The 17,281-nt window shown below is 62.6% G+C and carries 17 protein-coding genes; 10 read left to right on the top strand and 7 right to left on the bottom strand.

Annotation, left to right across the window (positions count from 1 at the left end; all coding sequences use genetic code 11):
* Window positions 1–210: 210 nt before the first annotated feature.
* Window positions 211–1,017, bottom strand: coding sequence for a glycosyltransferase family 2 protein (locus J2X24_RS07620; RefSeq protein ID WP_209719017.1), 807 nt, complete (start codon window positions 1,015–1,017; stop codon window positions 211–213).
* A 202-nt stretch (window positions 1,018–1,219) separates the two neighbouring features.
* Here J2X24_RS07620 and J2X24_RS07625 point away from each other — a divergent pair, with 202 nt between their 5' ends.
* The gene (locus tag J2X24_RS07625) at window positions 1,220–1,378 is read left to right on the top strand and encodes a hypothetical protein (protein ID WP_209719020.1); all 159 of its coding nucleotides are present in this window, start codon (window positions 1,220–1,222) and stop codon (window positions 1,376–1,378) included.
* Window positions 1,379–1,385: 7 nt separating this feature from the next.
* Here J2X24_RS07625 and trhA read toward each other — a convergent pair whose 3' ends face one another.
* Window positions 1,386–2,042, bottom strand: a complete 657-nt coding sequence (gene trhA, locus J2X24_RS07630) for a PAQR family membrane homeostasis protein TrhA (RefSeq protein WP_209719023.1) — start codon at window positions 2,040–2,042, stop codon at window positions 1,386–1,388.
* Window positions 2,043–2,369: 327 nt separating this feature from the next.
* On the opposite strand from trhA, the gene J2X24_RS07635 reads away from it, so the two are divergent.
* The 7 genes from J2X24_RS07635 (at window position 2,370) to J2X24_RS07665 (ending at window position 8,973) form a co-directional block, all read left to right on the top strand.
* Window positions 2,370–5,411: a TonB-dependent receptor gene (locus tag J2X24_RS07635; protein WP_209719026.1), complete on the top strand. Its 3,042-nt coding sequence runs from the start codon at window positions 2,370–2,372 to the stop codon at window positions 5,409–5,411.
* Between the two features lie 176 nt (window positions 5,412–5,587).
* A complete protein-coding gene (locus J2X24_RS07640; RefSeq protein ID WP_310002944.1) occupies window positions 5,588–5,911 on the top strand; it encodes an ArsR/SmtB family transcription factor in 324 nt (107 codons plus the stop codon).
* Window positions 5,908–6,111, top strand: coding sequence for a hypothetical protein (locus tag J2X24_RS07645; RefSeq protein WP_209719031.1), 204 nt, complete (start codon window positions 5,908–5,910; stop codon window positions 6,109–6,111). The genes J2X24_RS07640 and J2X24_RS07645 overlap by 4 nt, the downstream gene beginning before the upstream one ends.
* Window positions 6,108–6,512 (top strand): DUF1801 domain-containing protein, encoded by a 405-nt coding sequence (locus J2X24_RS07650; RefSeq protein ID WP_209719033.1) that lies wholly within the window; start codon window positions 6,108–6,110, stop codon window positions 6,510–6,512. Before J2X24_RS07645 ends, J2X24_RS07650 begins: the two co-directional genes overlap by 4 nt.
* Window positions 6,513–6,521: 9 nt before the next feature.
* The gene (locus tag J2X24_RS07655) at window positions 6,522–6,935 is read left to right on the top strand and encodes a DUF1801 domain-containing protein (protein ID WP_209719036.1); all 414 of its coding nucleotides are present in this window, start codon (window positions 6,522–6,524) and stop codon (window positions 6,933–6,935) included.
* On the top strand, window positions 6,932–7,351 hold the full coding sequence (locus tag J2X24_RS07660) for an SRPBCC family protein (protein ID WP_209719039.1): 420 nt from the start codon (window positions 6,932–6,934) through the stop codon (window positions 7,349–7,351). Before J2X24_RS07655 ends, J2X24_RS07660 begins: the two co-directional genes overlap by 4 nt.
* A 128-nt stretch (window positions 7,352–7,479) precedes the next feature.
* Entirely contained in the window at window positions 7,480–8,973 is a 1,494-nt protein-coding gene (locus J2X24_RS07665) for an FAD-dependent monooxygenase (protein WP_209719042.1), read from the top strand.
* Here the strand turns inward: J2X24_RS07665 and J2X24_RS07670 are convergent.
* The 4 genes from J2X24_RS07670 to J2X24_RS07685 all read right to left on the bottom strand — a co-directional run bounded on the left by J2X24_RS07670 (window position 8,970) and on the right by J2X24_RS07685 (window position 13,330).
* A complete protein-coding gene (locus tag J2X24_RS07670) occupies window positions 8,970–9,350 on the bottom strand; it encodes a hypothetical protein (protein WP_209719045.1) in 381 nt (126 codons plus the stop codon). The two genes, J2X24_RS07665 and J2X24_RS07670, sit on opposite strands and share 4 nt — an antisense overlap.
* 100 nt (window positions 9,351–9,450) lie before the next feature.
* Entirely contained in the window at window positions 9,451–9,786 is a 336-nt protein-coding gene (locus J2X24_RS07675) for a DUF1491 family protein (RefSeq protein ID WP_209719048.1), read from the bottom strand.
* A 4-nt stretch (window positions 9,787–9,790) separates the two neighbouring features.
* Window positions 9,791–11,374 (bottom strand): Na+/H+ antiporter, encoded by a 1,584-nt coding sequence (locus J2X24_RS07680; protein WP_209719051.1) that lies wholly within the window; start codon window positions 11,372–11,374, stop codon window positions 9,791–9,793.
* A gap of 66 nt (window positions 11,375–11,440) precedes the next feature.
* Window positions 11,441–13,330 carry an alpha/beta hydrolase family protein gene (locus J2X24_RS07685; protein WP_209719054.1) on the bottom strand — a complete coding sequence of 630 codons (1,890 nt, stop codon included), beginning with the start codon at window positions 13,328–13,330 and terminating at the stop codon, window positions 11,441–11,443.
* Window positions 13,331–13,519: 189 nt separating this feature from the next.
* On the opposite strand from J2X24_RS07685, the gene J2X24_RS07690 reads away from it, so the two are divergent.
* A complete protein-coding gene (locus J2X24_RS07690; RefSeq protein ID WP_209719057.1) occupies window positions 13,520–14,482 on the top strand; it encodes a hypothetical protein in 963 nt (320 codons plus the stop codon).
* Between the two features lie 3 nt (window positions 14,483–14,485).
* Here the strand turns inward: J2X24_RS07690 and J2X24_RS07695 are convergent, their stop codons facing one another.
* Entirely contained in the window at window positions 14,486–16,276 is a 1,791-nt protein-coding gene (locus tag J2X24_RS07695; RefSeq protein WP_209719061.1) for a sensor histidine kinase, read from the bottom strand.
* Window positions 16,277–16,865: 589 nt separating this feature from the next.
* Here J2X24_RS07695 and J2X24_RS07700 point away from each other — a divergent pair.
* Window positions 16,866–17,054 (top strand): hypothetical protein, encoded by a 189-nt coding sequence (locus J2X24_RS07700; protein ID WP_209719064.1) that lies wholly within the window; start codon window positions 16,866–16,868, stop codon window positions 17,052–17,054.
* Window positions 17,055–17,281 lie beyond the last annotated feature (227 nt).

Raw genomic sequence — 17,281 nt, forward strand, 5'->3', positions numbered from 1 at the left:
ACTTCCGGCATCTCGTAAGACGGCGGTAAGGCAAAAAAAAGCCGCGCATTGCGGCGCGGCGAGTTTTACAGGGAGGAAACGCCCAGGAAGGGCAATCAGCGCGAAAGCGCCGAACAGGTCCAATATATGCTGCATCGCAGCAAAATTCAAAGTCTTTTGGCGTCTTTGTTTTCAACTCACGTTACAATCGTCGGACAATAATGTGAGCGCTCACGCCACGGGCCAGCGGCGCGACAGGAGATCGCGCATGCCGCCCATAGACGGCAGGCCGAAGCGCAGACGAACGCGCCGCTGTGGCGCGGGCCGCCGTATCAGTGACAGCAGGGCGACGTTCTGCCGGACCACCATGACCGGCGACAGGACGCGAAAGACGTCCGCCGTCATCGTCAGCTCGGCCAGCAGGCCGCGCCAGGCGCCGACCTTCTGCGCTTTGCGGATATTGAAGACACCGGGCCAGTCGACCACCGCGACGGGCAGACGCGCCTCGGTGATCAGGTTGTTGATGAAGACTTCGCCGCCCCAGCGCGGCAGGCGTGTCATACGGTCCAGGTGCGGCCTGACCAGCGCGGCCGGGATGAGCCGCTCGCCCGACACGAAGTCGAGGCCAAGAGTCCGGTAAAGCGCCAGGCTGTTGGCGCGCAGGCTGATGCTGACCTCGGCCTTCCCCTCCCTGACCGGCGCGGCCAGGGCGAAGATGTCCGCCGCCGTCAGCCCGGCCAGATCGGCATCGAGGAGCATGAAATAATCGCCTTTGGCCGCCGCCATGCCCTGACTGAGCGCATAGGTCTTGCCGCGATTGGCGGAATAGGAGATGAGCGTCACCTCCGGAAACGTCCGCGCCAGATCGGCGGTGCCGTCGGTCGAGCCGTCATTGACGACGATGACTTCGGACAGCAGCGGATGGCCGTCGACGGCCTTGAGAATATTGGCGATCTTGTCCGCTTCGTTATAGGCGCAGATGATGCAGGAAATGTTTCCCGCCGGAATGCCGGGGTCCTGACCTTGCATGTCGCTCATTGGAATGCCGTTGCGCTGTTGGCCTCCGCCGACATTCGGTTAACGCGCTACAACTGCGCAATGTGGACGCATGGCGTGGCGTGTCAGTTTCCTGTAAGGACGGGGCACGCCTACCCACTTCTTATGCCCGCCCTGCCCTTCCTTATCGACATCGACATGGCCAAACGCGCAGAAACTCGGCTTCGCAGCAAAGGAGGCCGTCATGGCTGAGCAGGAACCGGTCAATACCCAGGACATCGATCGCGCCCGGGCGCTGAAGCAGAGGGTCGCGGACGGATTGGGCGACGGCGCATCACTGGTCCGCACGCCCGAGGAAGCGCGCAAGGCCGCCCTGATCCACAAGATCGAAAACGGCGGCTGATTAAGAGTTAATGCGAGGTCGCCAGCACTACGCCGACCAGCACGGCGGCGTAATGCGTTGCGGCGCCGGCCAGGACGTGACCGTGCCAGATGGCACGGCGAAACTTGAGCCGCTTCATCATATAGAAGATGGTGCCGACGCTGTAGACCACGCCACCCGCCGCCAGCAGAATCATGGCCGGCAGGGGCACTTCGCGGACCATCGGGCGGATGGCGACGATGATCAGCCAGCCCAGCACGAGATAAAGCGGTATCCAGAAGACCTTGCCGAGGCCTGGCAGCAGCAGCTTGCCCAGCATGCCGAGGCCGGCCAGCGACCAGACGGCGATGCTCATGCCCCATGCCCAGCCGCCCGTTAAGGCTTGGGTGGTGAATGGCGTATAGGAAGCAGCAATCATCAGAAAGATGCCGGCGTGATCGAGGCGCCGCAGAAAGGGCTGCCAACTCGGCTTGGCGAAGTTATAGGCCATCGAGAAGGCCAGCATGGCGATGAAACCCACCGCATAGACCGTTACCGCCGCGACCTGACCCAGCAGGCCTTGGCTGACCGCAAGTCCAAGCGCCAGGCCACCACCGAACAGGGCCAGGGCGAGACCCACGATATGCACGACAAGGTCAGCATAGCGCGCGCCAAGGGACGGATAATGGGCGGGAGCTTCGGTCATGCCGCCAATATAGTCTCGCGCGACAGAAAACCAATTCAACTTACGTGAGCGTCAAGTAACAAAAATGTCCGTAAGGGAAGGCTTGTTATCCGCATCAGGACGCCGGCAAGGTGAAGCACGCTAAATGCCGTTATTGTCACATTTGATCACAAATGACGCAAAAGGGTCACAATAGATCAAATTTGTACGATTATTATTGCGCGTAACAAGGTTGTCTGACAAAATTTACCGTACGAAATGCAGCGACTCGCCGGCCTCGCCTGCCTTTCACGCGCTACCCAAGCGCCGCGTCCGCGCCGGCGGCAATATATAAAGTCAGGGAAGACAATGACCAGGAAACACCTACTCTCGAAGAGAGCGCATCTGTGCGCGACAACGGCGGCGGCCGTTCTTCTCACTGCCATGGCGGGCGCGGCCTTCGCGCAGGACGCCGCCCCTGCGGCTGAACCGGCCGCCGGTGACGACAGCCAGGTTGTGGTTGTCCGCGGCTTCCGGGGCAGCCTGCAGAGCGCCCTGGCGATCAAGAAGCGCAGCGCCGGCACCGTCGACTCGATCCTTGGCGAAGACATCGGCAAGTTTCCTGACAGCAACCTGGCCGAATCGATGCAGCGCATCCCCGGCGTCACCCTGTCGCGCGGCGACGGCGGCGAAGGCCGCAACATCTCGGTGCGCGGCCTCAGCGCGCAATTTACCCGCGTCCGCCTGAACGGCCTGGAGGGCGCATCGCAGACCGGTTCGTCCGACATCTATGGCGCCGGCAACAGCGGCCGCAGCTTCGACTTCAGCGCCTTCCCGACGGATATCTTCTCGTCCCTGTCGGCGCGCAAGACGGCCTCGGCCGATGTCGAGGAAGGCAGCCTGGGCGCCACGGTCGACCTGCGCGCGCCGCGTCCGTTCGATTTCCGCCAGAAGACCCTGTTCTCGGTCACCGCACGCGGCGTCTATAACGAAATTTCCAAGTCGATCGATCCCCGCGTCTCGCTGGTCACCGGCTGGAAGTCGGACGACGGCATCTTCGGCGTCGTCGGCTCGCTGTCCTATGCCGACCGCAACCTGCGCGAAGTCGGGTACTCGGCCGTCGATATTCTGTCGACAAACGCGAACGGCTATAATGCCATCCGCCGGGACGCGGCCGGGAACCCGGTCGTTGTCGGCACCACCGTCCAACGCGAAATCCAGCCCTTCTGTACGCCTATCGGCTGGGTGTCGCCGACCGGCGGCGCATCAATCAGCCCCGATCCGGCGGACCACGCCGCGGCTGGCGCCAGCTCGACCATGTGCTCGACCAATAATCCGCGCACCGGCACCATTGCCGCCTACAACACGATCTACAATCTGCGCCGCGCCGATCCTGCCTTTGCCAATGTACCGGGATCCGGCGCATTCCTGCCCCGCATTCCGCGATACGTGAATTCCGAACAGGACTCGCAACGTTTCGGCGGCACGCTGAGCCTGCAATGGAAGACGGATGCGACCAATATCGCGGTCGATTATATCTATTCGCAGTTCGAAGTTGAGCGCCGTGACAACTATATAGCCGGACTGTCGTTCGCGCGTTCGATCACGAACCTGGGCCAGCCGATGGTGTCGGTGAAGGATATCGAGTTCGACTCGAACGGTTCGCTTGTCTATGGCCTGTTCGATGGCGTCGACATCCGTTCGGAAGGCCTGGTCGATCAGTTCACGACCACCTACAACCAGGTCAGCGTCAGCGCCACGCACCGCTTCAACGACCGGTTCGAACTGTCGGGCTACTTCGGCACGTCCAAGTCCGTCCGCGACGACCCCATGCGTCTGCAGACCTTCCTCGACATCATCGACGCCGACAATTTCTCGATTGACTTCCGGGGCGGCGAGACCACGCCGGTTATCAATTTCGGCGTGGACGTTTCCAACCCGGCCAACTTCTCCTACGCACCGGGTGTGACGCAGGGCGGCCTTACGACGGTTCTCGGCGGCTTCTCGTTGCAGGGCAAGCCCGCGAACAACACGACGACCAACGACACGGTCAACCTGGATGCGAAGTGGACATGGAGCGATGAACTCCGCCTCAAGGTCGGCGTCCAGTCGCGCGTCATCGACTTCCAGTCCTACAACCTGAGCCCGACGCCCGCGACGAACGCGTTCAAGCCGCTGCCGGCAGGTACGGCGCTGTCCAGCATTACCACCCAGATCGAAGGCCTGGATGATCTCTGGGGCCAGGGCGCGCCGGCAAGCTGGGTCGCCATCGACTCGGCCAAGTGGCGCGAACTCGTCAACTTCGACAGCTTCACCTATTGCGGTGTCGAATGCGGCGCGGCCAAGTCCCAGATCAAGGAAACGACGCGCAGCGCCTATGTCATGGCCGAGTTCGACACCGAGCGCCTGCCCGTACCCATCCGTGGCGACGTCGGTTTCCGTTACTTCAAGACCGACCAGGTCGCCGTCGGGCACATCGCCGTGGCAACGCCGGGCGGCCCTTACGCCCAGGGCGGCAAGCGCAACGTGGTGGAACGGTCCTATGACGATATCCTGCCGTCCGCCAACGTGGTCCTGGAGTTCACGCCGAACCTCCTGGGACGTGTCTCGGCCGCCAAGGTCATGTCGCGTCCGGAACTGGGCAACCTGATCCCGTCCTCGGGCATCACGGCCACGACCCGCACCGGCAACGTCAACAACCCGTTCCTGGATCCGATCAAGGCCAAAACCTTCGACGCCGGCCTGGAATGGTATTTCCGCCCGGGTTCGGTCGTCTCGATCGGCTACTTCTACAAGGACATCGAATCTTACATCCAGCGCAAGACGGAGCAGGTTCCCTACCGCGATCTGGGCCTGCCGGACTCGCTGCTGGACGGCACGAATACCTCGCCGACCGAAATCTTCACCGTCGGCCGCTTCCAGAATACGCCTGGCGGCCCGCTGAAGGGCGTTGAGCTCAACCTCCAGGCCGAACTGGACTTCCTTCCCGGTTTCTGGAGCAAGTTCGGTGTCCTCGGCAACTACACCCACGTCGAGTCCGAAATCGAGTACCTGTTGAGCGCGACCACGACGACCACGGCGGACCTAATCGGCCTGTCACGGGATTCGGCCTCCGGCACTCTTTACTGGGAAGACGACACGTTCAGCATCCGCACGACCGCGAACTACCGCAGCAAGTACATCCGCGGCATCCCGGCCTCTCCGGGTTCGGACCTGCAGGGCAATGACGAGACCCTGTATGTCGACCTGTCGGCCTCGTGGAACCTCAGCGACCGCCTGAAGCTGATCCTCGAAGCGCAGAACCTGACTGACGAACAGAACCGCCTGTTCATCGACAGCGTCCGCGAAGACACCCTCTTCGAACTGCGCAACGGCCGGACCATCACCTTCGGCGTCAACTACAAGTACTAAGCCTACCTGACATTCCAGATCTTACTTTAAGGCCGCTCCGCAAGGGGCGGTCTTTTTCTTTTTGTGCACGCATTCTATCCAAAAACCGCTGCGCACTTTTGGAATGCGCTTTTAGCTTGACCAACTCATAACTCACGAGTTATACGTCAACTCATAACCGAGGAGTTATGAGTTTGATCCCGTCTGGACCGGATATCCTGTTCCGCACGCTCGGGGACCCCACCCGGCGCGCTATCTTCGAACGGTTGTGTCGTAACGGAGAGCAGACAGTCGCCGCCCTGACGGCCCAGGCCGGCGTGTCGCAGCCGGCCGTCTCGAAACACCTCGGTGTGCTCAAGGAAGCCGGACTGGTGCGCGATCGCCAGGAAGGCCGCCAGACCCATTACAGCGCCCTGCCCGGCGCGCTCTTACCGCTCACCGACTGGGCGCAACAAATGACCGGTTTCTGGGAGCGCCGCTTCGACGACCTGGATGACCTGCTGAAAAGGATGGACCAATGAACAACGGAATACGTCAATTCCACCGCTGGGTGTCGATCGTCTTCACCCTGACCGTCATCGCCAATTTCGTGGTGATGGGTTTTGGCCACCAGATCATGTGGGTGACCTACGCGCCCCTGCCGCCCCTCTTCCTGCTGCTGTTCACAGGGCTCTACATGTTCGCCCTGCCCTATTTCACCAAGAGCCGGGCGGCACAATGAGCAAGCCCGTACTCCTGTCCGGTGGTAACCCGCAGATCGCCAAGGGCTATGGCGACGCGCCGGTTAAGGCCTACATCGCCGCCATGCCTGAGTGGAAACGCGATATCGGCCGCCGCATGGACGCGATCATCGCGGATGTGGTCCCCGACGTGAAAAAGGCGGTCAAATGGAACACGCCGTTCTACGGCCTCGAGGACGACCTGTGGTTCGCCTCGTTTCATTGCTTCACCAAATACATCAAGGTGACATTTTTCCAGGGTGCGTCGCTGGAACCGGCCCCTAAGGGCAAGTCGAAATACCCGGCGGTCCGCTATTACGATATCCACGAAGGCCAGTTCGACGAAAAGCAATTCGCCGACTGGATCAAACAGGCCAGCCAATTGCCTGGCGAAAAGATGTGAGGCCAAGCCATGAAGAAACCTGTTCCCGGCCGTGACCACCTGAGTGTTCCGGAAAAGATCGACGCGGCCATCGCCGACCTGCCCGACTGGCGCGGCGAGACCCTGGCGCGGGTGCGCGCCCTTATCCACGAGGCCGATCCCGAGGTGGTCGAGGAGTGGAAATGGGGCATTCCGGTCTGGTCGCACGACGGCATCCTCTGCACCGGCGAGACCTACAAGGCCGCCGTCAAGGCCACCTTCCCCAAGGGGGCTTCGCTCGACGATCCATCTGGTCTGTTCAATTCCAGCCTGGAAGGCAACGCCCGCCGCGCCATCGACTTCAAACAGGGTGAAACCATCGACACCGACGCCTTCAAGGCTCTGATCCGTGCCGCGGTGGCGCTGAATGCCGCCACGCCCGCCGCCAAAAAGAAAAGCAAATGACCGAAACCCGCACCGTCACCGTCGAACGCGAATTCCCGCATCCTCCGGAAAGGTTGTGGCGCGCCCTCACCCAACCGCACCTGATGGAGGAATGGCTGATGAAAAACGACTTCCAACCGACTGTCGGCCACCGTTTCAACCTGCGCGGCGACTGGGGCGGCGTACTGGACTGCGAGGTCCTGACACTGGAGCCGGGCAAGGCCCTGTCCTACACCTGGAACTACGTCCACGACGACCCGGCTTATAATCTCGACAGCGTGGTGACCTTTACGCTGACACCGACGGCGACCGGCACGCACCTGCGCGTCGAGCAGGCCGGCTTCCGGCCCAATCAACGTCAAGCCTTCGGCGGCGCCCTGCAGGGCTGGCACCAAAAGCTCGAAAAACTGGAGGAGATCGCGGCGCGCGACGACTAAACGGTACTGCGCCCACAGTTCTTATCTGGGGCCAAATCCATAAATTACAAGAATTGCTCGCGCAAATTCTTTCCCTTAAATAACAATGCCTTACGACACATCGCATTGTTCCTTACAGGGAGACGAAAATGGGTGAGCACGCGGTACTGATCGCTGGCGCCGGGCCAACAGGCCTGATGCTGGCGGGCGAACTGGCCTTGGGCGGCATCGACGTCGCCATTGTCGAGCGCCGTCCCGACCAGACGCTTGTCGGCGCGCGTGCCGGGGGCCTAAGCGCCCGCACGCTCGAAGTGCTCGACCAGCGCGGCATCGTTGATCGTTTCCTGGGCGAAGGCCAGGTCGCCCAGGTCACCGGCTTTGCCGTCACGCGCCTCGATATCAGCGATTTTCCGACACGGCACAATTACGGGCTGGCGCTCAGGCAAAAGCATATCGAGCGTATTCTCGCCGGCTGGGTCGATGAGCTTAAGGTGCCGGTCTATCGCGGCCGCGACATCACAGGGTTTACACAGGACGACACCGGCGTCACCGTCACCCTGGGCGATGGCGGGTCTTTGCGCGCCCGTTATCTCGTCGGCTGCGACGGCGGCCGCAGCGTGATCCGGAAAATTGCCGGCATCGCCTTTCCCGGCTGGGAGGCGACGGTCAGCAACATCCTGGCCGAGGCCGAAATGCGCGAAGAGCCGCCGCTCGGCATCCACCGCACGGCCTTTGGGATGCACGCCTTCGGCCGGGAAGACTATGAAATCCGCGACGGAAAGATCATCTTCGCCACGGAAGGCCCTGTCGGCATCATGGTGACCGAAAGGACGCCGGGCGCCATGACCGAGCCTACGCTCGAAGACCTGCGCGCGGCCCTGGTCGCCGCCTGCGGCACCGACTACGGCATCCATAACCTGACCTGGATTTCCCGCTTCACCGACATGTCGCGCCAGGCGGAGACCTATCGCCAGGGCCGGGTCCTGCTGGCCGGCGACGCGGCGCACATCCATTCCCCGGTGGGTGGCCAGGGCCTCAATACCGGCGTGCAGGACGCGGTCAATCTGGGCTGGAAGCTGGCGCAGGTAGTCAAAGGCATCTCGCCCGACAGCCTGCTCGACACCTATCACGCCGAACGCCATCCGGTGGCGGCCCGCGTGCTGCGCACGACGATGGCGCAGGTCGCATTGCAACGAACCGATGACCGCACCGAGGCGCTGCGCGATATCGTAACGGAATGGCTCGGCATGGACGAGCTTCGCAAGCAAGTGGCCGCCGAAATGTCGGGCTTGGGCATCCGCTACGACCTTGGTGAAGGCCACCCCCTGCTCGGCCGGCGCATGCCCGATCTCGACCTTGCCACATCGGAAGGCCCCGCGCGCGTCTACACCCTACTGCATAAGGCGCAACCCGTGCTGCTGGATTTGGGCGGGACGGATGGCGTGGACATCACGCCGTGGTCCGATCGCGTCCAGCACGTTCGCGCGAGCCACGACGGACCATGGGAATTGCCGGCGATCGGAGTCGTCACAACGCCGTGCGCCGTGCTGATCCGGCCAGACGGCCATGTGGCCTGGGTTGGCAATGGAACGCAGGATGGCCTTCAGGCGGCCCTAACGACTTGGTGTGGCGCGCCCGGTTAGGCCGCCATGCGGTGCCAGACTTCCTGGTCGACCATGGACGTGCTCAGCATGCCGGCCATCTGCTGCTGGTACAGGGCGCCGACATCATCGGGATTGATCGACTTGAAATCGGCGTCGACATTGTTCGGATTGCCGTCGGCCTGCATCACGAAGAACTGGGCGGCGTTGATGCGCGGCATCTTGAGATGGATCAGAAGCGCCAGGCGGCGGGCACGCTCCGGATTGCGCTTATGAACCTGCGGATCTTCGGCGAACATCTCGCGGCCCAGCAACGCGATATAGTCCGGGCTGAGGGCCGAAAAGCGCTCGGCATCCAGCGGCTGGATCATGCGGTTGGAGTCGATATCGAAGATGTGGTCGTTAAGAAGGAAGTACAAAAGCAAGCACCCTGAAAGCGTGAACAGGACGCCACACTGACACAAAGGGTTGTGGATTCCGTCAAGGAAGAGGGTTAACCGGCGTTGACCGTGTTATGCCCTAAACCACGGGTTCGGTCAGGTGATGCCGGCCTTCGGCGTCCTCGATCTCGACCACCCACAGGTCCGGGTCGTATTTGACCTGGCGCGCGATCCAGGCGTCGATGTCCGGCTCGTTCAGCGTCTCGACCGGCCGCATCCACTTGGTGCCGCCCTCCTCGCCTTCGCCGGTCTGGACCTCGCGCAGCACATAGGCGTCACGCGTGCGCAGGTTCAGCACCTTGACCAACACGGCGCCGAACTGCGGATGGCCCTTGCGCGCGATGAAGGCGAACGATCCGGCCTGTTCGACCCGGCGCGTCAGGGCGCTGACCCAGATGTCGGACGACAGCAGCATCAGGTCACGCCATTGCCGAGATGGCGCTCAGTTCCTCGAGGTCGAGGTCGCGTTCCAGTTCATGCAGCGTCTCGTCGTCGATCTCACCCGCACGATGCAGGCGGATCAGTTCGGCCCGGCCCGCGGCCACGGCCGCCAGCACCAGGTCGAAATGGGCGTGCAGCATTGGCCGGTGCGCGTCTTCCTCGGCGGCGTACTTCTGCGACATGGTCGCCTTGCGCTGATAGCGCTCCAGCAGGCGCGGATGGATCAGCTCACCCTTGTCGTCATAGGCGCGGGCTTCGATGATCTGAAACTGGACCTGCGCCATGGACGCTTCGGCCTCGCTCATGGTCAGGCGCGGCGCTTCGCTCTCGGCTTCGCGCAAACCTGCCCAGCGGATCACGCTGCCCAGGCTCATGCCCTGGATCAGCACGGTGGCCAGGATGACGGCGAAGGCCGCCACCAGCATGAAGTCGCGGCCGGGAAAGGTCGCGGGCACGCTCAGCGCCACAGCCAGGGTCACCACGCCGCGCATCCCGGCCCAACTGAGGACCGTCGAACATTTCGGCCCCAGCGGCGCATAGCGCTTTATCCCTGCTGCGCGGATCGCCCAGGTCACGGCATCGGCGCCGAACACCCAGGCGAAGCGCGCCAGCGTCATGGCCGCGATGATCACCACGATCGGCACGGCCATGGTGTTGATGATCACGCCAAACCCGCCGGCGCGGTCGACGACATCGCGCAACGAAGAGCCGATCAGCAGGAAGACGGCCGCCTCCATCAGGAAGATCATGACCTGCCAGAAGGAGGTGCCGCGCATCCGGACCGCCGCCGAAAAGACCGTGTGCTGGTACCAACCGCAGATCAGACCGGTCGTCACCGTGGCGATAACGCCCGAGACATGGAACATTTCGGCCAGCAGATAAGAGGCCCACGGCGCCAGGATCGAGGCCGCGATCATCAGGTAGTCGTCACCGAGACGCTTGACCAGCAAGACCCAGGCGGCGGCGATGACCACACCGGCGATGGCGCCGCCCGCGGCCAGCAAGGCAAAGCTTCCGGCCGCATCGACGGCGCTGAACGCTCCGGTCACGCCGGCGGCGATGGCGAAGCGGAACAGGACCAGGCCGGTGGCGTCATTGAACAGGCTTTCGCCTTCGAGCAGGATCGACAGGCGGCGCGGCAGCTTGACGGTCTGCAGGATGGCGCGTGCCGACACGGCGTCCGGCGGCGAGACAATGGCGCCTAGAGCCGCGCAGGCCGCCCACGGCAGGGACGGTATGAGCATGTGCGTCACCACCGCCACGACGACGGTCGTGAAGATCACCGCTCCGACCGACAGCGAGATGATGCCGATCATGTGCCGCTTGAGCTGTGAAATGGCGATGAACCACGCTCCGTCCATCAATAGCGGCGGCAGGAAGATGACCAGCACCAGTTCCGGATTGAGCGAGATCACCGGCAGTCCTGGTACGAAGGCCAGGACTGCCCCGCCGGTCAGCAAAGCCACCGCCGGGGGCAGTTTCAGTTTGTGCGCGGCGTAATGCAGGGCGATGATCGCCAGCAGCATCGCTATGACCAGTTCGAAGGTCTCAGTCGGTTCCATGCGTCGCGTCCCGGATTCGCTTGAGCCATTACCGTAGCGACCGGGGAACGCCTGTCAACAAACCGGCTAGTTAGCCGTGGCCGCCGGTTTGCCGGAGAACGCCGAGGCAATAAATGCATCCATGGCCTTGAGGATCATCAGCCTCTGTTCGGCATTCCTTGGGCTGTGCGGCATGAACTTCACCGGCAGGTAGGTAACGGCCTTGCCGGCCTTGGTCATGGCGTCCCTCATCCGCTCGCTCTGCCTGTAGCTGATGATGGGATCTGCCTCGCCATGGATCAGAAGCAGCGGCGCCTTGATGGCCTCGACGTGATTGATCGGCGACGTGGCGTGGATGGTTTTCGCGTCCATCAGCGGCTGGCCGATCACCTCACGCCAGTATTCGATGCCGTAACCACCCCACCAGAAATCGTTGGCGGCTTCGAGTTGCTGGGCCAGGTCCGAAATGCCGGCGCCCGACACCCCGCAGGCATAGGTGTCCGGCATAAAGGCCAGCGACGCCTGGGCTAGATACCCGCCCCACGACCAGCCGACGACACAGACCTTTGCTGAATCGATCATGCCCTGGGCCTTCAGGTAGCGGACGCCGTCCTCCAGGTCCGTCGTCATCTTGTCGAGGTTCTTGTTGCCGGCGCGTTGGAAGGCGTCGCCAAAGCCGGCCGATCCCCGGTACTGCGGCTGAAGCACGACATAGCCGCGCGACGCCAGGTACTGCGCCTCGTAACCGAAGCCGTAGACGTCGCGCGCCGCCGGCCCGCCGTGCGGCAGGACGATAAGCGGGGCATTGGCCGGCGTGTCCTTGCGCCTGGTGACGTAGGCCGGAATGTCCAAACCATCGCGCGCCTTGTAAGTCACATAGGACATTTCAGCCAAAGGCTGGCCTTCCAGCTCAGGATAGTTGACCTCGACCTGGGACAGGTCCTTGGCTTCGGCATCGTAGTAGTAATAGCTGTCAGGCGCGTCCGGCGCCGACACCATCAGGACGACATCCTTTTCGTCCTGCGATACGTCGACCACCGTGACCGTCGCCTGGGGAAAGGCCTTCTGGACGCCGGCCGTGATCTTCAGCCGGTAGGGATCTATCCATTCGGTGTGGACGCGGTCGGTTACCGTCGTAATCCCTATCACGCGCCCCAGCCTGTCGAAGACGATATCCAGGTCCTTGTTGGCGACCGTACGAAAAAGCGTCTTCTGGGACGATGCGAAATCATATTTGTAGATCGACCCCACGCCCTTGCTGTAGTCGAATTCGCTCCAGTAAAGCGCGTTTTCGAATTCGGAATAGTCGCAGTTGACGTAGTAGACCTTGTCCTGCTTCGGCAGTTTCAGCGTCTGCACCTTACCGCCCGGTTCGGCGCGGTAGCGGAATATCATGCTTTCCGCTCCGTAGCTGACCTTGCCGTCCGGCGCGTCAGCCGACATCCGTTCCCGCCCCTTGCTGTCGAAGAAATGCAGGCTGCCGTCAAGCAGGACCGGCCCGACCTTCCACTTGCCGGTCCGGACCTCGGTCAGGTAGGTGGTCTTGCCGCCGAAAGTAATGACATAGGGTTCCGGCCCGTCCACAAAGCGAATGATCGGCATTAAGTCGGCGGCTTCGATCTTGTCGCCGCCGCGCGCCAGCAACGGCCGGACGTATTTCGCATCCCTGGTCACGACCATAGGCGAATAGTCCATGACCCGGACATAGGTGTTTTGTTCCTGCTCCTTGGACTTTACGTAAACCGCCAGATAATCGTTGTTGATCCAGTCGACGCCTTCCAGGTTGATAACGCCACCGGACATGGTCTTCTCGGTTTCGTCCGCCAGGTCGAGAATGACGACCTCGTTGCCGCGCACCCAGGCCAGATGGGTTCCGTCCGGCGAAATCTGCGGCCTGCTGGCATAGTCGTCGCGCGTAAACCACTCGGGCTTGAGGCCGTCGGCTGGCGTTTCCGCCGCCTCGCCAACAGATAACATGGCGAATGCCGCGCATATGGCGATGAAAACCGGACGGCCCAGCATTGTCCCCTCCCCGAAGCCCTGCGGGCAGACTATCTCTGTATGACGTATTTTTCAATATTCACGCGGCCTTAACCGTGTCTGCTCACGGCCTCTCAACCCTGTTGGCTTATAACTCCCTTATCAATTTCCGAGCAGAAGGCGCGAATGGAACGAATGCGGGGCATGAGGCTGGGCGCGCTGATCAGCGCAGCGCTTCTCTGCGCTATCACGTCTTTTAGCCCCGCTGGCGCCGGTTCCGATGACGCGACCACCACCGCCGTCAAGCGTTACTTCCTGGCCGAGGCCAATGCTCGTTGCCAGTTGCTCGACGGCGCGACCGCCATGGCCGTGACCTCGGGCTATGTTCAGGCGCGCAACGCCCTGATCCGCTCGACCGGCGGCATGCAGAGCCTGACGCCCTATCTCGGCCAGGCCCGCGCCGCCGCGCAATCCGTCGCCTGCGACGCACCACAACTGCTCAACGAAGCCGCCGCTGCCGCCAATGCCTATCGCGCCTTCGCCACCCAGACGCGCCTGAGCCTGCCCGGCGCGCACGCCGAATGGATCGGTACCCGCGCGCACGGCACCGAGCCTGGCTGGCGGCTGGCGCAATACCAGTCAAACGCCGACGCCGACCTGGCGCTGGGGTTATACGGCACGCTCAGTGACAATCGCTTTACCGTCATGGCCGATTTTCATGACGGCGAAAAGCCTTACGCCGCCCGCCTGATCGTCCGCGACCCGCAGGTTGCACAGAACGGCCTGATCGGCCGCGCCACGGGGTCATTGAGCGATACCATTCCGCTCGGCTTTGGGTCGGGGGTGCGGACCTTCCTAGCCAGCGACAGCCAGGAGACCGAGGCCGAGATCAAGCCGCGCGTCAGGGCCAACCTGATCGGCGTCTCCGCCAGCGGCGACTATGTCGGCGACCAGGGCCCGGTGGCGGTCAAGCGCTTCGATTTCCCGAGCCGCGCCTGGCGGGCCATCGCCCCGCTCGATCCGCGCGAGGACATCGTCATCGCCTTCGATTTCCGTGACGGTACCCAATATGCGCGCTTCGAAGTCGGCGACTTCATCACCGGCCTCGGCTATGTCCGCATGCCGTCGGTGTACGGAAAATCGTTGTAGGACTTAGCTCTTCGGCGGCCGCACGACGAAATCGCCGAAATGCCGCAGAACTTCCGGAGTGGCATTGTAATCGGCCAGCGGATCCGCCGCGCGGACCAACGGCGCCTGAGGGGATTCCTGCGCCTGAGCGGTAACCGGCTCGGCCTCGGGCAATTCCAGCAATAGCTGCTGCGCCACCACCGGCAGACGCACCGTCACCGTCGTGCCTTCCCCGACGTCCGAATGTATCGACACCTCACCGCCGTGCAGATGCGTCATCGCCTTGACGATCGACAGGCCAAGGCCTGTGCCCTGAGCCTTCATGTCGGCCGCTCCCGCCTGCTCATACGGCAGGCCCATGCGGTGCAGATCATCCGGCGCGATGCCGATGCCGGTATCAGCCACGATCAGCGTCACAGCCTCCTCACCCGGCTCCAACGTCAGGCGAACGTCACCGCCGCGCGGCGTGAACTTGACGGCGTTCGACAGCAGGTTCAGCGCGATCTGTTTGATGGCGCGCTTGTCGGCGGTCACCGGCACACTCTGTTGCGGCAGCTGACTGAAAATCTCGATGCCCTTGTCGTGCGCCTGGCCGCGCATCAGGCGCAGGGCCTGCGATACCGGTTCGCGGACGTCGAAGGTTTCCAGCTGCAGTTCGTACTTCTGGGCCTCGATCTTCGACATGTCGAGCACGTCATTGATCATGTCGAGAACGTGCTGGCCCGACTCCCAGATCAGCTGGGCATATTCGGCGTATTTCGTCGGCATGGGGCCGAACATTTGCAGGCGCATGATGTCGGAAAAGCCGATGACGGCGTTCAGCGGCGTGCGCAGTTCGTGGCTCATGCTGGCCAGGAAGCGCGTCTTGCCGTGGCTGGAAGTCTCGGCCTCGGCGCGCGCCGCCTCCAACGCGGCTTCGCGCGCGTGCTGCAAGGACCCGTCGTGCAGGACGCCGTAGAGCCGGTCGTCGGACGCCCGGCGCAGCGACAGCAGCAGGTAGTGATCGAGCGCTGCGTGCGGCATGAAACCGACATCGGCCCTCCCCCGGGTCAGGGCGGTTTCAATGGCGGCAATGACCGCGGGCCGGTCGGGAACATGGACCGCGCCGGTCAGGCCGTTCTGCATCAGCTGGTTGAGGTCCAGTCCCGGTGGCGCCTCGCCATAGGCCGACTGGACGCGCCCCGCCTCATCCAGGCTCAGGACCAGGTGCGGCTGTTCGGTCAGGACCTTGAGCAGGCGGGCCCGCGCCTCCTCGCTGTCGACGGCGCGTTCGGTGCGCACCCTGAGCGCCGGCAGCAGGCCAAGGCTCAGCGCCGCCAGGGTCAGGAGGACGGCGATCAGCGACAGCCAGAAGCCTTCCTGTTCGTCGGGCATGTGCACGGCGCCGGACAGACTGACCAGGGCCGAGAAAAGCCCGGCCATCAGCGACAGCGCCACACCCAGCGAAATCAGCGAACGCTGGTTGAGGACGATCGCCGCCGCCATCGGCATGGCGACCCAGATGGCCAGCGGCCCGGCGATACCGCCGGTGATGGATACTGCGGTCAGCGAAGCCAGGCTCCAGCCCCAGACCAGCACCCGCCTCATCAGAGGCGTATCGCGGTTCAGCAGCGCTATGGCACCGATGCCGGGAAAGGTCATGACGACGACCGCCGCCAGCACGAACAGTGATGCCGGCAGGAACAGGAGCCCGACCAGGCCCAGCAGCAGGCAGCCCGACCAGCCGAGATGCCAGGCGATAACGGCCGCGCCCACGCCTCCGCCTTCGGGGCGGAATGCGCTCGAATCGTTCGAGAAATAGGACTTTAGCGGCAAGCGGAAAACTCTGTTCGTTGGCAAACCCTTGTATTTTAGCCGGATTCCGTCCCGTTACGAAACTTATCGCGCCTTAAGGGAGAAATACCGGCGGTAATCGCTGAAACAGTACGATTCGGGATACAGCCACAGGCTGTGAATACCATGGACAGCCGCCAGCCGCCGCACACAATTTACACCTGATTTGGCCGTAATTCAGTTCAGGGCCGCAAACGACTGATACTTGCCCCCTTTAGTACCAAAAAGGCGTTATATCGCAGTGGCTTCGGACAGCCTTCCACATATCGCGCTTTATCCCAATACCGTCACAGCCCGGACGGAACTGTTCCATTATGGCAAAAGTTAGCCCGCATTGGGTCAAACCACATCGCTCTCTTATAAGTTTCGGCGCATCAATCAGGGGCTCTGCAAGGCAAGCCTGCTGGCGGACGGGTTCCATTACCTCCCGGCAATCCCGAATCCGTCCGCCCTATGCGCCAGAATGGTACAGACATGCCGTGCAGAACGGGGAAAATGCCGCGAAACAAGGCGGCCGTGGTGCTGATGACAGATATCAGCATATGTATTGTTCAGGGCTGGAAACGTGAAAATGGCGTCAATTGTCGAAACCACTCAGGTCGTAGCTGTACTGGCACTCCTGCCGATTATCCTGGTGTGCCTGCTGATTATGGAACCCTTTGACCACATCCGCTTCCGGATGCCCAAATGGCCCCGGGTGCGCGTGACGCGGCAAAAGGCCACTCGGACCCGTCCGGCGCTTGAGTCCGAACTGGCGTAGAACTTGCTGTGCTTCCGCGCATAACCGTGGAGGAAACAGAAATGACAACGGTATTGGATATCGCGCGCGGCATGGCGCTCCTGCCCCTGGCCCTGGTTCTGGCGCTGTTTCTGGGCGTGCGGGAGATGGTCAGCAAGCGCGGGCGACAGACGGTATAGTTTCTCGATAAACCTTCGCATCCCTTTCTTAGATCCAGCCCTATTGGAGTTGGACACGACGGTGGGATT

Source organism: Asticcacaulis solisilvae (assembly GCF_017875235.1).
GTDB classification, from domain to species: domain Bacteria; phylum Pseudomonadota; class Alphaproteobacteria; order Caulobacterales; family Caulobacteraceae; genus Asticcacaulis; species Asticcacaulis solisilvae_A.